The following is a 15,435-nucleotide window of genomic DNA, read 5'->3' as shown; positions in this document are numbered from 1 at the left end:
TCAGCGCAGGCCGTCGAAGAAGGCGATCACGTCGGAAGTGAGCGCCTGCGTGGCGGTGTGCGCGGTGTAGTGGCCATGGGCCGGGGTCGGGAGCGTCTTCCAGGAGACGATGTTCGCGTGGTCGCGGTCCGCGAAGCGGCGGATCGAGGCGAAGTCGCCCTCGCCCATGGCCAGCGCCGTCGGCACGGTCGTGGGCTCCTTCGGCTGCTCGGCGCGGGCGTTCTCCCAGTAGAGGCGCAGCGCCGAGCCGGCCGTCCCGGTGAACCAGTAGATGGCGGCGTGGGTCAGTACGAAGTCGTCGTCCAGGTCTTCGTCGAGGAGCTGGGCCAGCCAGCCCACGAGGCCGGCGGGGGAGTCGGCGATCGCGTGGGCGAGCGTCTGCGGCTGCTGCGACTGCAGGACGTTGAACGCGCCCTTCTCCTTCCAGAACCAGTCGAGCACGGCCAGCCCCGCCTGCTCCTCCTCGCTCAGCCCGGCGAACTCGGCCGGGTCGCCGGACGGGAAGGAGAAAAGCTGCGTGACGTGCACGCCCACGACGTGCTCCGGGTCGATCCTGCCGACCTCGGGCGAGATCATCGAGCCGGCGTCGTTGCCGACCGCGCCGTAGCGCTCGTAGCCGAGCCGGGCCATCAGCTCGGCCCACGCCTTGGCGATGCGCAGGTTGTCCCAGCCCAGCTCGCGGGTCGGGCCGGAGAAGCCGTAGCCGGGCAGGGACGGGATGACGAGGTGGAAGTGGCGCGACAGGGGCTCGATGGCGTTGAGGTATTCGGCGATCGAGCCCGGCCAGCCGTGGGTGAGGATCAGGGCGAGCGCGTCGGGGTTGTCGGAGCGTACGTGGATGAAGTGGATGTTCTGCCCGTCGATCTCGGTGGTGAACTGCGGGTACGCGTTCAGCCTGGCCTCCTGCGCCCGCCAGTCGAACCCGTCGCGCCAGTGGGCGACCAGACGCTTGACCCGCTCGACGGCGACGCCCTGGTCGGCGCCGGAGATCTCGTCGGTGAAGCGGGTCAGCGCGAGCCTGGCCTGGAGGTCGTCGAGGTCGGACGGCGAGATCTCGATGCGGAAGGGCTTGATGCTCATGGGGGTCTCCTCGGACGAGAGAGCGGAACGGCTTGTTCTGTTCCAACTCTAACAGAACGGAACGTTTTATTCCACTATGCGCGGCGCTCGATCATGAGATGCGCTCGATTCCCGCATAGACGTTGCACCGCTCGCCGCGCAGGAAGCCCACCAGCGTCATGCCGAACTCCCTGGCCAGCTCGACCGCCAGCGACGACGGGGCCGACACCGCGCACACGACCGGGATCCCGGCCGCCAGCGCCTTCTGCATGATCTCGTAGCTGGCCCGCCCACTGACCATGAGCACGTGCTCGGCCAGCGGCAGCCGCCCGGTCAGCGCCGCCCAGCCGACGAGTTTGTCCACCGCGTTGTGCCGGCCCACGTCCTCCCGGGCCGCCACCAGGCCGCCGTCCGCCGCGAACAGCCCGGCGGCGTGCAGCCCGCCCGTCTTGCCGAACACGCCCTGTGCCGCCCGGAGCGCGTCGGGGAGCGCGTAGAGGGTCTCGGGGGTCAGCTCCAGCCGCCCCCGGAGCAGGGGTGTGCAGCGGTCGTGCAGCACCTCCAGGCTGGCCGAGCCGCAGACGCCGCACGCGCTGGAGGTGAGGAAGTGCCGGTCGAGGACGGGCAGATCGGGGATCGGGCCGCGCAGGCGTACGGTCACCGTGTTGTAGCGGGCCTCGGGCGGCAGGTCCTCGTCGGTGCAGTAGGCGATCGCGGCGATGTCACCCGCCCGCGCCAGCCCTTCGCCGTGCAGGAACCCGGCGGCCAGCTCGAAGTCGTGTCCCGGCGTGCGCATCGTGATGGCCGCGGTCCGGCGCGAGCCGTCGGCGGCGGTCAGGCGGATCTCCAGCGGCTCCTCGGTGGCCAGGTCGTCGCGGCGCTCCCGGCCTGTGGAGCCGGTGATCTCGGTGATCCGGACGCGGGTCGTCGGCCCGGGTCGCGTGGTCACAGCGCCCGCCGGCCGAACGGCCGCCACGAAGCCCGGTTCCTGGGGTCCAGACGCTTGCTCATTCCCCCATCTTCGCTCTCCCGTACGAGTGCTCAGAGCCGGCCACCAGCGAAGACCGGCCGGTCATCGGCGAAGATGGGGAGATGCCCAACTCGCGCTATTCCGATCTTGACCGTCCGCCACTGTCCGAGGCGGCGCTCAACCGCGCCCTCGTCCGGCCCGGCTCGCTGTGGACCGGCATCACGGTCGTGGAGAGCACCGGCTCCACCAACGCCGACCTGGCCGAAGCCGCCCGCGGCGGGGCTCCCGAGGGGACGGTGCTGGTGGCGGAGGAGCAGCGGACGGGCCGCGGCCGGCTGGGCCGCTCCTGGTCGGCGCCGCCCCGCTCGGGGCTGACGTTCTCGATCCTGCTGCGGCCCGACGTGCCGGTCACCGCGCAGGGCTGGCTGTCCCTCCTGTACGGCGTCGCCGCCGCCTCGGCCGTACGCCGCCTGGCCGAGGTGGACGTACGCCTGAAGTGGCCCAACGACCTGCTCATCGGCGAGCGCAAGCTGGCCGGCGTGCTGGCCGAGCGGGCGGATGACGCCGTCGTCATCGGCATGGGGCTCAACGTGTCGCTCCGGCAGGAGGAGTTGCCGGTCGAGACCGCCACGTCGCTGGGCATCGAGGAGGCGGCCTGCGTCGACCGCGATCCGCTGCTGCGGGCCGTCCTGCGGGAGATAGAGAGTCACTACCGCGAGTGGACGGCCGTGCGGGGCGACGAGGAGGCGTCCGGGCTGCGCTCGGCCTACCTCGCGGCGAACGCCACGGTGGGCCGGCAGGTCAGGGTCGAGCTGCCGGGGCAGCAGTCGCTGACCGGGAAGGCGACGGGTATCGACCGGTTCGGGCATCTGCAGGTGGAGGCCGCGGGCGAGACCTACACGCTGAGCGCGGGCGACGTGGTTCACGTACGGGCTGTGCACTAGGTGGCGATGGTGGCACCATTTGCCCATGACCCTTCCCGACCACCATCTGACGCAGGGTGAGCGGCGCGTCCGATCCTTCCACCCCCACTGGAAGCGGCTCATCGTCCCCTTCCTCGCGTTGATCCTCATCGCCGCGGCCTCGGGCGCGGCGCTGTACTTCATTCCGAACGACTTCGCCTACGCCGGCTACGCCAGGATCGCCGCCGTCGTCATCGGCCTCATCCTGCTGACGATCTGGTCGTTCGTGCCCTATCTGCAGTGGAAGAACACCGGCTACGTGCTCACCACCCACCGCTTCACGATCAGCACGGGCGTGCTCAACAAGTCCACCGACGAGATCCCGATCGCCAAGGTCAACACGGTGAGCTCCGACCAGACGCTGGCCGAGCGCATGCTCGGATGCGGCACGCTGACCGTCGAGTCGGCCGGAGACCGCGGGGAGATCGTGCTGAAGGACATCCCGAGGATCCAGGACGTCCGCACCGACCTGTTCAGGCTCGTCGAGGACGTGTCCGACGGCGAGGTCGACGGCCGCTGACGTCGCCTCCCGCGCGGCCTCCTCACGCCGGGCGGCGAGGCCGAGAGTCGCTGAAGTAGCCTCCTTTGCGTGACCGAACCCCGCCCCGGCCGCCCGAGCGCCGAGGAGATCGAGCGGCTGCTCGTCGGCCAGGCGCCCCGCTTCACGCGCTCTGAGGTCGCGGCCGAGGCCGGCGTGCCGCAGGAGCTGGCCGAGCGGATCTGGCGCGCGCTCGGCTTCGCGCAGCGGGCCGACGACGCCGTGGCGTTCACCGAGGCCGACGTCAGCGCGCTGCGCCGGGTGCGCGGGATGATCGAGGGCGGCCTGCTCGACGAGCCGACGGTCATCCGCATGGCCCGCGCGCTGGGTCAGACCACGGCCCGGCTGGCGCAGTGGCAGGCCGAGATCATGATGGGCACGATGCTGCCCGACGAGCCGGCCGAGGCCGACGTGGACGCGGTGCTGGAGACGGCCCAGATCCTGATGCCCGACTTCGAGCACGTGCTGGTCCACGTCTGGCGGCACCAGCTCGCCGCCGCGGGCACCCGGCTGCTGGCCATCGCCGACGTCAGCGACGAGCCGGTGCCGACCCGCGTGCCGATGGCGGTGGGGTTCGCCGACCTGGTGTCGTTCACCCGGCGGGCCAGGGAGCTCGACGAGAAGGCGCTGGCCCGCCTGGTGGAGGGGTTCGAGGCGCGGGCCTCCGACGTCGTGGCCACCCACGGCGCCCGGCTGGTCAAGACGCTGGGGGACGAGGTGCTGTTCACCGCGCCGACCCCGGCCCAGGCGGCGGCCATCGCGCTCGACCTGGTCGAGACGGACGAGCTGCGCGTCGGGCTGGCGTACGGGCCGGTGGTGCCCATGATGGGCGACGTCTTCGGCACGACCGTCAACTTCGCGGCCAGGCTCACCGCGATCGCGAAGGCGGGCACGATCCTGGTCGACCCCGAGCTGGCGGCGGGTCTCGACGGGCACGACGGCTACGTGCTGCACAAGATCAGGCGCCGTCCGGCGAGAGGGCTCGGCGTGGTCCAGCCCTATGTCTTGCGGAGATCAACCTCCTGACCCAAGATGGCTGGCATGCCGTACGAAGTGCAGGGCGTCATCGCCCGAGGCAAGGGCCAGGAAGTTTCGCTGGAGACGGTGATCGTCCCCGACCCGGGGCCGGGCGAGGCGGTGGTGAACGTCCAGGCCTGCGGGGTCTGCCATACCGACCTGCACTATCGGGAAGGCGGCATCAACGACGACTTCCCGTTCCTGCTGGGGCACGAGGCCGCGGGCGTCGTCGAGGCCGTCGGAACGGGCGTCACGGGGCTGGCGCCCGGTGACTTCGTGATCCTCAACTGGCGGGCCGTGTGCGGCCAGTGCCGCGCCTGCCTGCGCGGCCGTCCCTGGTACTGCTTCAACACCCACAACGCGAGCCAGAAGATGACGCTCAAGGACGGCACCGAGCTGTCGCCCGCGCTCGGCATCGGCGCGTTCCTGGAGAAGACCCTCGTCGCCGCCGGCCAGTGCACGAAGGTGTCCGCCGACGCGCCCGCCCAGGTGGCGGGCCTGCTCGGGTGCGGCGTCATGGCGGGCATCGGCGCCGCCATCAACACGGGCGGGGTGACGCGCGGCGACACCGTGGCCGTCATCGGCTGCGGCGGCGTCGGCGACGCCGCGATCCTGGGGGCCTCGCTCGCGGGCGCGTCCAAGGTCATCGCGGTGGACGTCGACGACCGCAAGCTGGAGTGGGCGCGCGGTTTCGGGGCCACGCACACGGTCAACTCGCGCCAGAACGACCCCATCGAGGCCGTACGCGAGCTGACCGGCGGCAACGGCGCCGACGTGGTCATCGAGGCGGTGGGACGGCCGGAGACCTACGAGCAGGCGTTCTACGCCCGCGACCTGGCCGGCACGGTGGTCCTGGTCGGGGTGCCGACGCCGGAGATGCGGCTGGAGCTGCCGCTGCTCGACGTGTTCGGCCGCGGCGGCGCGCTGAAGTCCTCCTGGTACGGCGACTGCCTGCCCTCGCGCGACTTCCCCATGCTGATCGACCTGTTCCTGCAGAACCGGCTGCCCCTCGACAAGTTCGTCAGCGAGACCATCGCGCTCGACCAGGTCGAAGAGGCGTTCGCGAAGATGCACCGCGGCGAGGTGCTGCGCTCGGTGGTGGTCTTCCCGTGATCGACCGGGTCATCACCTCGGGCACGTTCTCACTCGACGGCGGCACCTGGGACGTCGACAACAACATCTGGCTGGTCGGCGACGCGCGGGAGGTCGTGATCATCGACGCGGCCCACGACGCCAGGGCGATCGCCGAGCGGGTGGGCGGCCGCACGGTCCTGGCCATCGTGTGCACGCACGCGCACAACGACCACATCAACGCCGCGCGTGAGCTGGCCGAGCTGACGGGGGCGCCGATCCGGCTGCACCCCGGCGACCAGGTGTTGTGGGAGCAGCAGTACGGCGACGAGGTGCCCTACCAGCCGCTGGCCGACGGGGAGAAGCTCGCGGTCGGCGGCATCACGCTGCAGGTGCTGCACACGCCCGGCCACGCGCCGGGCGCGGTCTGCGTGCACGCCCCCGACCTCAACGTGCTGTTCAGCGGCGACACGCTCTTCAAGGGCGGGCCCGGGGCGACCGGCCGGTCCTACAGCTCGTTCGACACGATCATCGACTCGGTCAGAGACCGGCTGCTCACCCTGCCCGCCGAGACCGTCGTTCACACCGGTCACGGTGACTCGACCTCGATCGCCGCGGAGGCTCCCCACCTGGAGGAATGGATCGCGCGAGGCCACTGACGGGGGGACGGTAGAAAATTGTGACCCACGCAACGTAGGCAAGCCTTACCAAAGTGGGTTACCTTAGGTGTGCCTAACCTAATGGTGCCCGCCCTTCGTGAGAGGCCTATCCCTGGATGTACGTATGCGTTTGTCGTGCTGTGACCGAGAATGAGGTCCACGACTGCATCGCCTCCGGGGCGAAGAGTGCGAAGCAGGTCCGCGACACCACTGGTGCTGGTGGGGACTGTGCCCGTTGTGTACGGAAGATCTGTGCCATCCTGAAACGGTCGGAAGAACTGACGACCGCATAGCCGGATAGCGACGAGGGGCCCGTTCATGCAGGGCGACAAGCAGATCATCGAGCTGCTCAACGAACAGCTGACCGCTGAGCTCACCGCGATCAACCAGTATTTCCTGCACGCCAAGATGCAGGAGAACTGGGGATACACGAAGCTCGCCAAGCACACCCGCGACGAGTCGATCGACGAGATGCGCCACGCGGAGCGCCTGACCGATCGCATCCTCTTCCTGGAGGGTTTGCCCAACTACCAGCGCTTGGGCACGTTGCACATCGGCCAGACGGTCGAGGAGCAACTGCGGGCGGACCTGGAGGTGGAGCTGTCGGTGGTGCAGCGCCTGCGTCCGGCCATCCAGCTCATGCGCGAGAAGGGCGACGTCACCTCGGCCCGGATCTTCGAGGAGATCCTTGAGGACGAGGAGACGCACATCGACTACCTGGAGACGGAGCTGGACCTGATCCGCAGCCTGGGTGAGCAGCTCTACCTGGCCCGCTACGCCGAACCCCCCTCGGTCGACGACTGACCCGCGCACGGGCGGGTGAGCCGACCTCCGCCCACCCGCCGCACGCGTGGGATTCCCCCACTTTGGGGCCCGAATGTCGAAAGACGCCGATCCCACCCCGTTGGCTGGAACCGGCGGCAGCCGGCTCGTCGCTGATCTCGGCTGAAGGGGCTAACCGCCCAGCCTGATGATGCCGCGGGAGGCGGCGACCGTCACCGCGGCGGTGCGGTCGTCCACGCCGAGCTTGGCGAAGATGTGCAGCAGGTGGGTCTTGACCGTGGCCTGGCTGATGCACAGGTGGGCGGCGATGGCCCTGTTGCTCATCCCCTGGGCGACCGCGCCGAGGACCTCGACCTCCCGGCCGCTGAGGGCGTCGGGGGCATCGGCACGCGCCCATGACAACACGCGGGTCGCGATCGCCGGCGACAGGGCGCTGCCCCCTCGCGCCGCCGCCCGGATCGCGTCGAACAACTGCTCACGGCCGGTGTCCTTGAGCATGTAGCCGATGGCTCCCGCGTCGATGGCGCGGGAGATGTCGCCGTCGGTGTCGTAGGTGGTCAGGACGATCACCTTGGCGTCGGGGTCGTGTTCGCGGATCAGGCCGATCGCCGTCGCGCCGTCGATCTCGGGCAGTTGCAGGTCCATCAGGGTGACGTCGGGCCGCAGGTCGCGCGCCAGCCGTACCGCGTCCGCGCCGGAGACCGCTTCGCCGACCACCTCCAGGTCGTCCTGGGTGCCGAGCATCGCCCGTATGCCGTCGCGGACCACCGGGTGGTCGTCGGCGATCAGCACCCGGACGGTCATCGTGCCCCGCTCAAAGCCGCCACCGGGAGGCTGGCCACCACCGTGGCGCCCGCGCCCGGGGCGCTTTCCACGAGCAGCGTGCCGCCGAGCTGTTCCATCCTCTCCCGCATGATCGAAAGGCCGTGCCCGGAGGCGGCCCGCCCGGGGTCGAAGCCGTCGCCATCGTCGTGGACATCGAGCACGACCAGATCCTCCATGTACGACAGGGTCAGCGTGACCTGCTCGGCGCGGGCATGGCGGCGAACGTTGGCGACCGCCTCCTGCGCCACGCGCAGCAACTCCGCCTGCGCCTGGGCTTCGAGCGGCCGGAGCTTGCCGGTGATCACGGTGTGCGCGTCGATGCCGGTTTCGTCCGACAGCCGGCCGGACAGCCGACGCAGGGCCTCCGGCAGGCCGCACTCGTCGAGCTGGCCGGGTCGCAGCGCTCTCACCACCCGGCGGCTCTCGGCCAGATTCTCCCGTGCCGCCCGCAGCGCCTGGGTCAGGTGCTTGTTCTCCGGCAGGGTCGCCTGGGCCGCCTCCAGCAACATCGCCACGCTGGCGAACCCCTGGGTCAGGCTGTCGTGGATGTCGCGGGCCAGCCGCTGCCGTTCGGCCGCCACGCCCGCCTGCCGTTCGGCCGCCGCCCGCGCCTCCTGCGCGGCCTGCAGCCGGTCGAGCAGCCGCTTGCGCTCGGCGCTCTGCCGGGACACCGAGCTGATGTACCCGACCGCGGCGGCCCCGCTGATCGCGATCAGCGGGGCGATGACGATCTCGTCCCAGGTGATCGACCCGGTCATGTGGAAACGGTGCCACAGCCAGCCCCCGGCACACGACACCACCGCGACCAGCCCGACCCGCACGGCGTCCATGCAGTACGGCACGAGCACGCTCAGCACGACCACCAGGAAGGAGGAGTCGATGGCGAACAGCCCCAGCCACAGCAGCCCACCGCCGAGCACGTACGGCAGGGGCACGTCGTCCGGGGGCGGCGTGCGCAGCACGAACCACATCGCGTACCAGGCGGCCAGCCCGGCCACCAGCACCACCGGGAGCACCTGGCCCGTCTCCGTCAGGGGTCCGGCCGAGGTCAGCACCAGCCATGAGGCGAAGAAGGCGTGCTGCCACCGGCGCCGCGACCGCTCCCAGGACTCCACACCGCCGACGATAATCAACCACCCGTCCATTCGGCATCAACCAGTCGACTGATCGCGTAATCGGCATTCCGCTCGATGCGGGCACCGCCGTGCCGGAACCAGACTCGACGGCGTGACCGCCATCCCCAGCCCGAGCCAGGCCGTCTGGCATCTCGGCCCGCTCCCGATCCGCGCCTACGCCCTGCTGATGCTGCTCGCCGTCCTCGTCGGCATCTGGGTGACCCGGCGCCGCTGGGTCGCCCGCGGCGGCGAGCCCGGCACGGTCGGGGACATCGCCACCTGGGCCGTGCCGTTCGGCCTGGTCGGTGCCCGGCTCTACCACGTGGCCACCGACTGGCAGCAGTACTTCGGCCCCGGCAACGAGCCGCTGCGCGCGTTCGCGATCTGGGAGGGCGGGATCAGCATCTGGGGCGCCGTCGCGGGCGGCGCGGTGGGCGCGTGGCTGGCCTGCCGCCGGCGCGGCATCGCGCTGCGCGACTTCGCCGACGCCGTCGCGCCCGGGATCGCGCTCGGGCAGGCCATCGCCCGCTGGGGCAACTGGTTCAACCAGGAGCTGTACGGCGGCCCGACGACCGTGCCCTGGGCGCTGGAGATCGACCCCGCCCATCGGCCGGCCGGTATGGAGTCCACCGCCACCTACCATCCGGCCTTCCTCTACGAGTCGCTGTGGAACCTGGGCGTGGCGGGGTTCGTGCTCTGGGCCGAGCGGCGGTTCCGGCTCGACCGTGGCCGTACTTTCGCTCTCTACGCCGCCGCCTACACCGCCGGTCGCGCCTGGATCGAGTGGCTCCGCATCGACCCCGCCCACCACATCCTCGGTCTGCGCCTCAACGTCTGGACCGCGCTGCTCGGCTTCACGGCCGCGGTCACTTACCTGGTCGCCACGCGAAAGGCCGCCCCGGCGGATCGGCCCGGCGGCGGGCTTCCTCCTGGACACGCGTGACGGGACGAAGCGGGCCGAGCCCGGAGCCCCGGACCGTCAGTCCATCCGCAGACTGATCTGTTCCCCGTACTCACGGAACCCGAGCGCCCTGGCCACCCGCTTGGACGCCTCGGGACGGGCCCGCCACTGGGGTAGCAGCCCGCGCCCCAGCGCGTCCCGCACCGCCGCCGACGCCACCTTCCGGGCCAGCCCCCGCCCCCGGTGCGCCGTCGCGGTCAGTACGGAGATGTGCGCCCCCGTCCCCACCACCACGGAGTACGCGGAGGCGGCCACCACCTCGCGCCCCACCCGGCTCACGAACACCGTGGAGGTGGCGTCCGCGAGACCGCACTCCTCGGCCTCCGCCTCCGGCACGGCCGCCAGCAGGGCCCGTACGTCGGCATGCCCCGCAGGCAGCCGCTCGGCCTCGGCCCCCGCCTGCGTGAAGTCGTCCGCGTCCAGGTAGGCCAGCGACGCCGGCCCGAGCACCTCCGACGCGGCCGGCCCCAGGTCAGCAAGACGGCTCTGCCCGTTCAGCCGGTCGCGCAAGGGCTCGGCCAGGTCGGAGCTCGGCACGCTGGCCAGGGCGCCCCCGTCCAGCACGACCACCCCCGCCCATCCCGGCGGGCACAGCCGCGACTCCGGCGCGACCACCACCGACACGCCGCCCCGCTCGGGGAAGACGGCAGGGACACGGGTGAGGACGGCCCACATCTCGCGGGCTCGATCCAGGGCGTTGGAGGACATGTCATCATGATCGCAGCATCCCGCTATTCATCGGCAACGGCGTATTTTTCGGCGAAATGTGAATTCGATCGGCGGCTCTCCCCGGGCAAAGGGTTGAGCGTTTTCGCGGCTGGGCATGATCAGCCGATGATCCCCGGGCCCAAAACGGCGGTAATTTAATCACGACCAACCGTATTTTAGTCGTGTTTGCCCAGGTCAATGGATAGGTCAACGACGAGTCAAACCGCGCGCTGTGCCCGGGAAACGATCGCCTAAGGTCCTACGATCGCTTTATGACCTGCGTACTTCTCGCCGAGGATGACACCTCGATATCCGAGCCACTCGCGCGTGCGCTGCGCCGCGAGGGCTATCAGGTTGAGGTGAGTCCCGACGGCCCGCAGGCCCTGGAGAGGGCCCTGTCGGGCGGCATCGATCTCATCGTTCTCGACCTTGGCCTTCCTGAGATGGACGGCCTGGAGGTGGCCCGCCGGATTCGCGCGGAGGGCCACGGCACTCCGGTTCTGATACTCACCGCCCGCGTCGACGAGGTCGACACCGTCGTCGGGCTCGACGCCGGCGCCGACGACTACGTGACCAAGCCGTTCCGGCTGGCCGAGCTGCTCGCCCGAGTGCGGGCGCTGCTACGCCGGGGCACTTCCGAGACCCCGGTCGTCCAGGGCGTGCGCATCGACGCCGACTCCCGCCGCGCCTGGATGGGGGAGAAGGAGCTGCATTTGACGACCAAAGAGTTCGACCTGCTGCGCGTCCTGGTTCGCGACGCCGGCAAGGTCGTCACCCGCGAGCAGATCATGCGAGAGGTCTGGGACACGAACTGGTGGGGTTCGACCAAGACGCTCGACATGCACATCTCGTGGTTGCGCCGCAAGCTTGGCGACGACGCGGCCAAGCCTCGCTACATCACCACTGTCCGGGGGGTCGGCTTCCGGTTCGAGCGCGAGTAGGAGATGCGCCGCCGACTGCTCTCCTCCACCCTGGTCGTCGCGGTCATCGCGGTCCTGCTGCTGGGGGTCCCCCTAGGCGTCGTCGTCAGCCGTCTGATCGTCGATGAGGCGGCTCAAGAGCTCGGGGCGGAAGCCAAGCGTCTCGTGGGAGAGGTGGAGTACGCCCGCGTCCAGGAGACGCCGCTCGACCCTCAGCAACTGGAGCAGAAATACCCGGGCCGATACATCCAGATCTGGGAACGCGGAACCCCCCTGAGGGTGACCGTCGTCGGCAGCCCCCCGGCGTCAGGTCACCTGATGACCGAGGATGCCCAGACCAACACCGGCGTATATGTCCGGATAAGTCGCGACCGTGATCAGGTCGAACAGGACGTACGCGCCCGCCTGCTGCTCATCGTGGCCCTGGCCGTCGCCGCCCTGGCGGTGGCCGTCAGCCTGGCCGTGGTGCAGTCACGCCGGTTGACGCTGCCCCTGCAGGACCTGGCGAAGATCGCCGACCGGCTGGGCTCCGGCGACGCGCGGCCGAGCAAACACCGCTACGGCATCCCCGAGCTCGACCGCGTGGCGCAGGTGCTCGACCGCAGTGCCACCCGCATCTCCGACCTGCTCACCCGCGAGCGCGAGTTCGCCACCGACGCCTCACACCAGCTCCGCACCCCCTTGACCGGTCTCACCATGCGCCTGGAGGAGATCGTGGCCGCCTCGGGCGAGCCGGACGTCGTACGCGAGGAGGGCGAGGCCGCGATCGTGCAGGCCGAGCGGCTCACCGCGGTGATCGACGAACTGCTGGCCGCCGCCCGCCGCCAGCGGCACGCGCAGGCCGAGCCGACGGCGATCGACGACGTGCTCATCCAGCAGATCAGGGAGTGGGACCCGGTCTTCCGCGACGCGGGCCGTACGCTGCGGCTGGAGGGAACGCGCGGCCTGAAGGCGATGGCCACCACCGGCGGCTTCGGCCAGGTGATCGCCTCCCTGCTGGAGAACTCCCTGCGCCACGGCGGCGGAGCCGTCACCGTCACCACCACCAGTGGTGACAACTACGTGGTCATCGAGGTCGCCGACGAGGGCCCGGGGATCGCCGACGAGATCGCGCCCAAGATCTTCGAGCGGAACGTCAGCGGTGGCGGAGGCACCGGGCTCGGGCTCACCCTGGCCCGCGCGCTGGCCGCGGCCGACGGCGGGAGACTGGAACTGGTGCGTCGCCGCCCGGCGACGTTCGCCATCTTCCTGCGCCCGGCCGAGGACGACGGCAGGGGCCGCGTGGTCAGCGGTCCTGCTTGACCCCGGCCTCGGGCAGCTCGACCGGAATCGGCTCGGTGGCCTCGAGGAACACCCACTTCTTGTAGGACCAGAAGCGGAACAGGGTGCCGAGCCCCACGCCGACGATGTTGGCGATGTTGAAACTGAGCGTGTCGTGCAGGTTGAGTGTGTAGGTGGTGAAGCCGATCGTCAGCATGCCGAACAGCAGGGCGATGCCGTTGAGCAGGAAGAACAGGAAGTATTCGCGGCCCAGCCCGCTCTGCTCGCGGTGCCGGAAGGTCCAGAAACGGTTGCCCATGTAGGCGAACGTGGTGGAGATCGTCGTCGCCACGACCTTGGACGTGAGCGGACCCCAGCCCAGCGCGAGGTTGCAGAGGTTGAGCAGCCCGAGGTCGATCAGGAACGCGACGGCCCCGATGCTGCCGAACTTGGCGAGCTCGTGCACCAGAGACCGGAACCGCTCGTGGAGGCGTTTGGCGAAGTCCACGTCTCTGTTCGGTCCCTTCTCTCGTCAAGCCTGTCCGCCCCAGCGTACCGGCCATGATGTACGTCCGGTGTCAGCCCGACGAACATACCCTTCGAAGACCATCCATCGAAATATCGGCTATGTCAGGTATTTCCCAAAGGCGGGCGTTACGCTGCGGTGGCAGATCGAGGGCGCGCGAAACGCTGGACGGTCGTGCCCATCGGCGACCCGGAACGGCCGTCCAGCCCTCGAACGGTCCTTTACCCGGCCACCGCGTGGACCTCGTGCGGACCTCGCGTGGCTGTCACGTGGTCATCGTGGGACCTCACGTGGTTATCGCGTGGCTGTCACGTGGCCGGCACGTGGCCCTCGCCGCCCGATGCGCGGCGGAGAGAGGCACTCCGTCCCGGTAAGCTCACCTGGCGTGAGTTCCTACAGTCCCATCGGGCCGGTCGTCGGCATCATCGGCGCTGGTCAACTGGCCAGGATGTCGCAGCCGGCCGCCATCGCGCTCGGCGTCGAGCTCCGGGTGCTGGCCAACACCCCTGACGAGAGCGCCGCGCGGGTGATCGTCGACACGCGCATTGGAGATTACCGCGATCTTGGCGACCTCCGCGACTTCGCCAAAGGATGCGACGCGATCACGTTCGACCACGAGCACGTGCCGACCGAGCACATCAGGGCGCTGGCCGCCAACGGCTACGTCGTGCACCCCGGAGCCGACGCGCTCGTGCACGCCCAGGACAAGGCCGTGATGCGCGAGCGCCTGACCGCGATCGGCGTGCCCTGCCCGGCCTGGGCCCGCGTGTCCTCGGTGGACGACGTCACGGCCTTCGCGGCCGCGAACGGCTGGCCGGTGGTGCTGAAGGCGGTGCGCGGCGGCTACGACGGCCGTGGCGTGTGGGTGTGCCGGACACCCGAGGAGGCGGCCGAGGCGTTCGCGGGCGGGGTCGAGCTGATGGCCGAGGCGTTCGTGCCGTTCGAGCGGGAGCTCGCGGTGCTGGTGGCCCGCTCGCCGCACGGGCAGGGCGTGAGCTATCCGGTCGTGGAGACCGTTCAGCAGGACGGCATCTGCGTCGAGGTGATCGCACCCGCGCCCGGCCTCGACGCGGAGCAGTCCGCGCAGGCCCAGCGCATCGGCCTGAAGATCGCCCACGAGCTGGGGGTGACCGGGCTGCTGGCGGTGGAGATGTTCCAGACGGCGCGCGGGCTGGTGGTCAACGAGCTGGCCATGCGCCCCCACAACAGCGGGCACTGGACGATCGAGGGCTCGACGACATCGCAGTTCGAGCAGCACCTGAGGGCGGTGCTCGACCTGCCGCTCGGCACGCCGAAGATGACCGCCCAGATCGTGGTGATGGCCAACCTGCTCGGCGGCGACGACCCCGACCTGTTCAAGCGCTACGAACACGTGCTCGCCCACGACCCGGGCATCAAGCTGCACTTCTACGGCAAGGAAGTACGCCCCGGCCGTAAGATCGGCCACGTCACGGCCCTGGGCTCCAACCTCGACGAGGTACGCGCCCGCGCCCGCCACGCCGCCGTCTACCTGACCACGGGGGAATACGCATGATCGATCCGAGTGGGGACTCCCGGACGCGGGCGAGCATCGGCATCGTCATGGGGAGCGACTCCGACTGGCCGGTCATGAAGGCCGCCGCCGAGGCGGTCGCGGAGTTCGGGGTGCCGTTCGAGGCCGACGTCATCTCGGCCCACCGCATGCCCACCGAGATGATCGACTACGGCCGCCAGGCCGCCGCGCGCGGCATCAAGGTGATCATCGCCGGCGCCGGCGGGGCCGCCCACCTGCCCGGCATGCTGGCCTCCGTCACGCCGCTGCCGGTCATCGGGGTGCCGGTGCCGCTGAAATACCTCGACGGCATGGACTCCCTGCTCTCGATCGTGCAGATGCCGGCCGGGGTGCCGGTCGCCACGGTCGCGGTCGGTGGGGCCCGCAACGCGGGGCTGCTGGCCGTACGCATCCTCGGCGCCTCCGACGCCGCGCTGCGCGAGCGCATGGAGGAGTTCCAGGAGCGGCTGAAGGAGCAGGCGTACGCCAAGGGCGAGCGGCTGCGCGCCGAGGCCGCCCAGCTCTGAAGC

Annotated in this window: 18 protein-coding genes; 12 read left to right on the top strand and 6 right to left on the bottom strand. The window is 70.4% G+C overall.

Annotated features, from left to right (window positions below; translation table 11 throughout):
* Together AB0I15_RS08160 and fdhD are read right to left on the bottom strand one after the other, a co-directional pair.
* Positions 1-1,080, bottom strand: coding sequence for an epoxide hydrolase family protein (locus AB0I15_RS08160; protein ID WP_358091732.1), 1,080 nt, complete (start codon positions 1,078-1,080; stop codon positions 1-3).
* A gap of 91 nt (positions 1,081-1,171) precedes the next feature.
* The gene (fdhD, locus tag AB0I15_RS08155) at positions 1,172-2,008 is read right to left on the bottom strand and encodes a formate dehydrogenase accessory sulfurtransferase FdhD (RefSeq protein WP_358091730.1); all 837 of its coding nucleotides are present in this window, start codon (positions 2,006-2,008) and stop codon (positions 1,172-1,174) included.
* A gap of 143 nt (positions 2,009-2,151) precedes the next feature.
* Between fdhD and AB0I15_RS08150 the strand changes: the two genes are divergently transcribed.
* The 7 genes from AB0I15_RS08150 (at position 2,152) to bfr (ending at position 7,080) form a co-directional block, all read left to right on the top strand.
* Positions 2,152-2,973 (top strand): biotin--[acetyl-CoA-carboxylase] ligase, encoded by an 822-nt coding sequence (locus AB0I15_RS08150; RefSeq protein ID WP_358091728.1) that lies wholly within the window; start codon positions 2,152-2,154, stop codon positions 2,971-2,973.
* Between the two features lie 25 nt (positions 2,974-2,998).
* Positions 2,999-3,511, top strand: coding sequence for a PH domain-containing protein (locus AB0I15_RS08145; RefSeq protein WP_358091726.1), 513 nt, complete (start codon positions 2,999-3,001; stop codon positions 3,509-3,511).
* Positions 3,512-3,580: 69 nt separating this feature from the next.
* On the top strand, positions 3,581-4,555 hold the full coding sequence (locus AB0I15_RS08140; RefSeq protein ID WP_358091724.1) for an adenylate/guanylate cyclase domain-containing protein: 975 nt from the start codon (positions 3,581-3,583) through the stop codon (positions 4,553-4,555).
* Positions 4,556-4,570: 15 nt separating this feature from the next.
* Positions 4,571-5,659, top strand: coding sequence for an S-(hydroxymethyl)mycothiol dehydrogenase (locus tag AB0I15_RS08135; protein WP_358091722.1), 1,089 nt, complete (start codon positions 4,571-4,573; stop codon positions 5,657-5,659).
* Positions 5,656-6,276: an MBL fold metallo-hydrolase gene (locus AB0I15_RS08130; RefSeq protein WP_358091720.1), complete on the top strand. Its 621-nt coding sequence runs from the start codon at positions 5,656-5,658 to the stop codon at positions 6,274-6,276. The genes AB0I15_RS08135 and AB0I15_RS08130 overlap by 4 nt, the downstream gene beginning before the upstream one ends.
* 116 nt (positions 6,277-6,392) lie before the next feature.
* A complete protein-coding gene (locus AB0I15_RS08125) occupies positions 6,393-6,569 on the top strand; it encodes a (2Fe-2S)-binding protein (RefSeq protein ID WP_358091718.1) in 177 nt (58 codons plus the stop codon).
* 25 nt (positions 6,570-6,594) lie between these two features.
* A complete protein-coding gene (gene bfr / locus AB0I15_RS08120) occupies positions 6,595-7,080 on the top strand; it encodes a bacterioferritin (protein ID WP_358091716.1) in 486 nt (161 codons plus the stop codon).
* Between the two features lie 150 nt (positions 7,081-7,230).
* Here bfr and AB0I15_RS08115 read toward each other — a convergent pair whose 3' ends face one another.
* Together AB0I15_RS08115 and AB0I15_RS08110 are read right to left on the bottom strand one after the other, a co-directional pair.
* Positions 7,231-7,863 carry a response regulator transcription factor gene (locus AB0I15_RS08115; RefSeq protein ID WP_358091714.1) on the bottom strand — a complete coding sequence of 211 codons (633 nt, stop codon included), beginning with the start codon at positions 7,861-7,863 and terminating at the stop codon, positions 7,231-7,233.
* Positions 7,860-8,999, bottom strand: coding sequence for a sensor histidine kinase (locus AB0I15_RS08110; RefSeq protein WP_358091712.1), 1,140 nt, complete (start codon positions 8,997-8,999; stop codon positions 7,860-7,862). Before AB0I15_RS08110 ends, AB0I15_RS08115 begins: the two co-directional genes overlap by 4 nt.
* Before the next feature lie 112 nt (positions 9,000-9,111).
* Here AB0I15_RS08110 and lgt point away from each other — a divergent pair, with 112 nt between their 5' ends.
* Positions 9,112-9,942, top strand: coding sequence for a prolipoprotein diacylglyceryl transferase (gene lgt, locus AB0I15_RS08105; RefSeq protein ID WP_358091710.1), 831 nt, complete (start codon positions 9,112-9,114; stop codon positions 9,940-9,942).
* Positions 9,943-9,978: 36 nt separating this feature from the next.
* Here lgt and AB0I15_RS08100 read toward each other — a convergent pair whose 3' ends face one another.
* Positions 9,979-10,668, bottom strand: a complete 690-nt coding sequence (locus AB0I15_RS08100; RefSeq protein ID WP_358091708.1) for a GNAT family N-acetyltransferase — start codon at positions 10,666-10,668, stop codon at positions 9,979-9,981.
* Between the two features lie 272 nt (positions 10,669-10,940).
* Between AB0I15_RS08100 and AB0I15_RS08095 the strand changes: the two genes are divergently transcribed.
* Entirely contained in the window at positions 10,941-11,609 is a 669-nt protein-coding gene (locus AB0I15_RS08095) for a response regulator transcription factor (RefSeq protein WP_043620820.1), read from the top strand.
* A 3-nt stretch (positions 11,610-11,612) separates the two neighbouring features.
* A complete protein-coding gene (locus AB0I15_RS08090; RefSeq protein ID WP_358091706.1) occupies positions 11,613-12,890 on the top strand; it encodes an ATP-binding protein in 1,278 nt (425 codons plus the stop codon).
* On the opposite strand, the gene AB0I15_RS08085 is transcribed toward AB0I15_RS08090, so the two are convergent.
* Complete coding sequence (locus AB0I15_RS08085; protein WP_358091704.1) at positions 12,874-13,356, bottom strand: GtrA family protein; 483 nt, start codon at positions 13,354-13,356, stop codon at positions 12,874-12,876. The genes AB0I15_RS08090 and AB0I15_RS08085 overlap by 17 nt on opposite strands.
* Positions 13,357-13,759: 403 nt before the next feature.
* On the opposite strand from AB0I15_RS08085, the gene AB0I15_RS08080 reads away from it, so the two are divergent.
* Complete coding sequence (locus tag AB0I15_RS08080; RefSeq protein WP_358091702.1) at positions 13,760-14,908, top strand: 5-(carboxyamino)imidazole ribonucleotide synthase; 1,149 nt, start codon at positions 13,760-13,762, stop codon at positions 14,906-14,908.
* Positions 14,905-15,432 carry a 5-(carboxyamino)imidazole ribonucleotide mutase gene (gene purE / locus AB0I15_RS08075; protein ID WP_358091700.1) on the top strand — a complete coding sequence of 176 codons (528 nt, stop codon included), beginning with the start codon at positions 14,905-14,907 and terminating at the stop codon, positions 15,430-15,432. Before AB0I15_RS08080 ends, purE begins: the two co-directional genes overlap by 4 nt.
* Positions 15,433-15,435 lie beyond the last annotated feature (3 nt).

The organism is Nonomuraea sp. NPDC050643 (assembly GCF_040654715.1).
Classification (GTDB): domain Bacteria; phylum Actinomycetota; class Actinomycetes; order Streptosporangiales; family Streptosporangiaceae; genus Nonomuraea.
This window is presented reverse-complemented; position numbering and strand designations above follow the sequence as displayed.

What these genes read in the sequence shown, in the direction of transcription:
- AB0I15_RS08160 (WP_358091732.1), bottom strand. Translation starts at nt 1,080, where the DNA reads ATGAGCATCAAGCCCTTCCGCATCGAGATCTCGCCGTCCGACCTCGAC.
- AB0I15_RS08150 (WP_358091728.1), top strand. Translation starts at nt 2,152, where the DNA reads ATGCCCAACTCGCGCTATTCCGATCTTGACCGTCCGCCACTGTCCGAG.
- AB0I15_RS08145 (WP_358091726.1), top strand. Translation starts at nt 2,999, where the DNA reads ATGACCCTTCCCGACCACCATCTGACGCAGGGTGAGCGGCGCGTCCGA.
- AB0I15_RS08135 (WP_358091722.1), top strand. Translation starts at nt 4,571, where the DNA reads ATGCCGTACGAAGTGCAGGGCGTCATCGCCCGAGGCAAGGGCCAGGAA.
- AB0I15_RS08125 (WP_358091718.1), top strand. Translation starts at nt 6,393, where the DNA reads ATGTACGTATGCGTTTGTCGTGCTGTGACCGAGAATGAGGTCCACGAC.
- bfr (WP_358091716.1), top strand. Translation starts at nt 6,595, where the DNA reads ATGCAGGGCGACAAGCAGATCATCGAGCTGCTCAACGAACAGCTGACC.
- AB0I15_RS08115 (WP_358091714.1), bottom strand. Translation starts at nt 7,863, where the DNA reads ATGACCGTCCGGGTGCTGATCGCCGACGACCACCCGGTGGTCCGCGAC.
- AB0I15_RS08100 (WP_358091708.1), bottom strand. Translation starts at nt 10,668, where the DNA reads ATGTCCTCCAACGCCCTGGATCGAGCCCGCGAGATGTGGGCCGTCCTC.
- AB0I15_RS08095 (WP_043620820.1), top strand. Translation starts at nt 10,941, where the DNA reads ATGACCTGCGTACTTCTCGCCGAGGATGACACCTCGATATCCGAGCCA.
- AB0I15_RS08090 (WP_358091706.1), top strand. Translation starts at nt 11,613, where the DNA reads ATGCGCCGCCGACTGCTCTCCTCCACCCTGGTCGTCGCGGTCATCGCG.
- purE (WP_358091700.1), top strand. Translation starts at nt 14,905, where the DNA reads ATGATCGATCCGAGTGGGGACTCCCGGACGCGGGCGAGCATCGGCATC.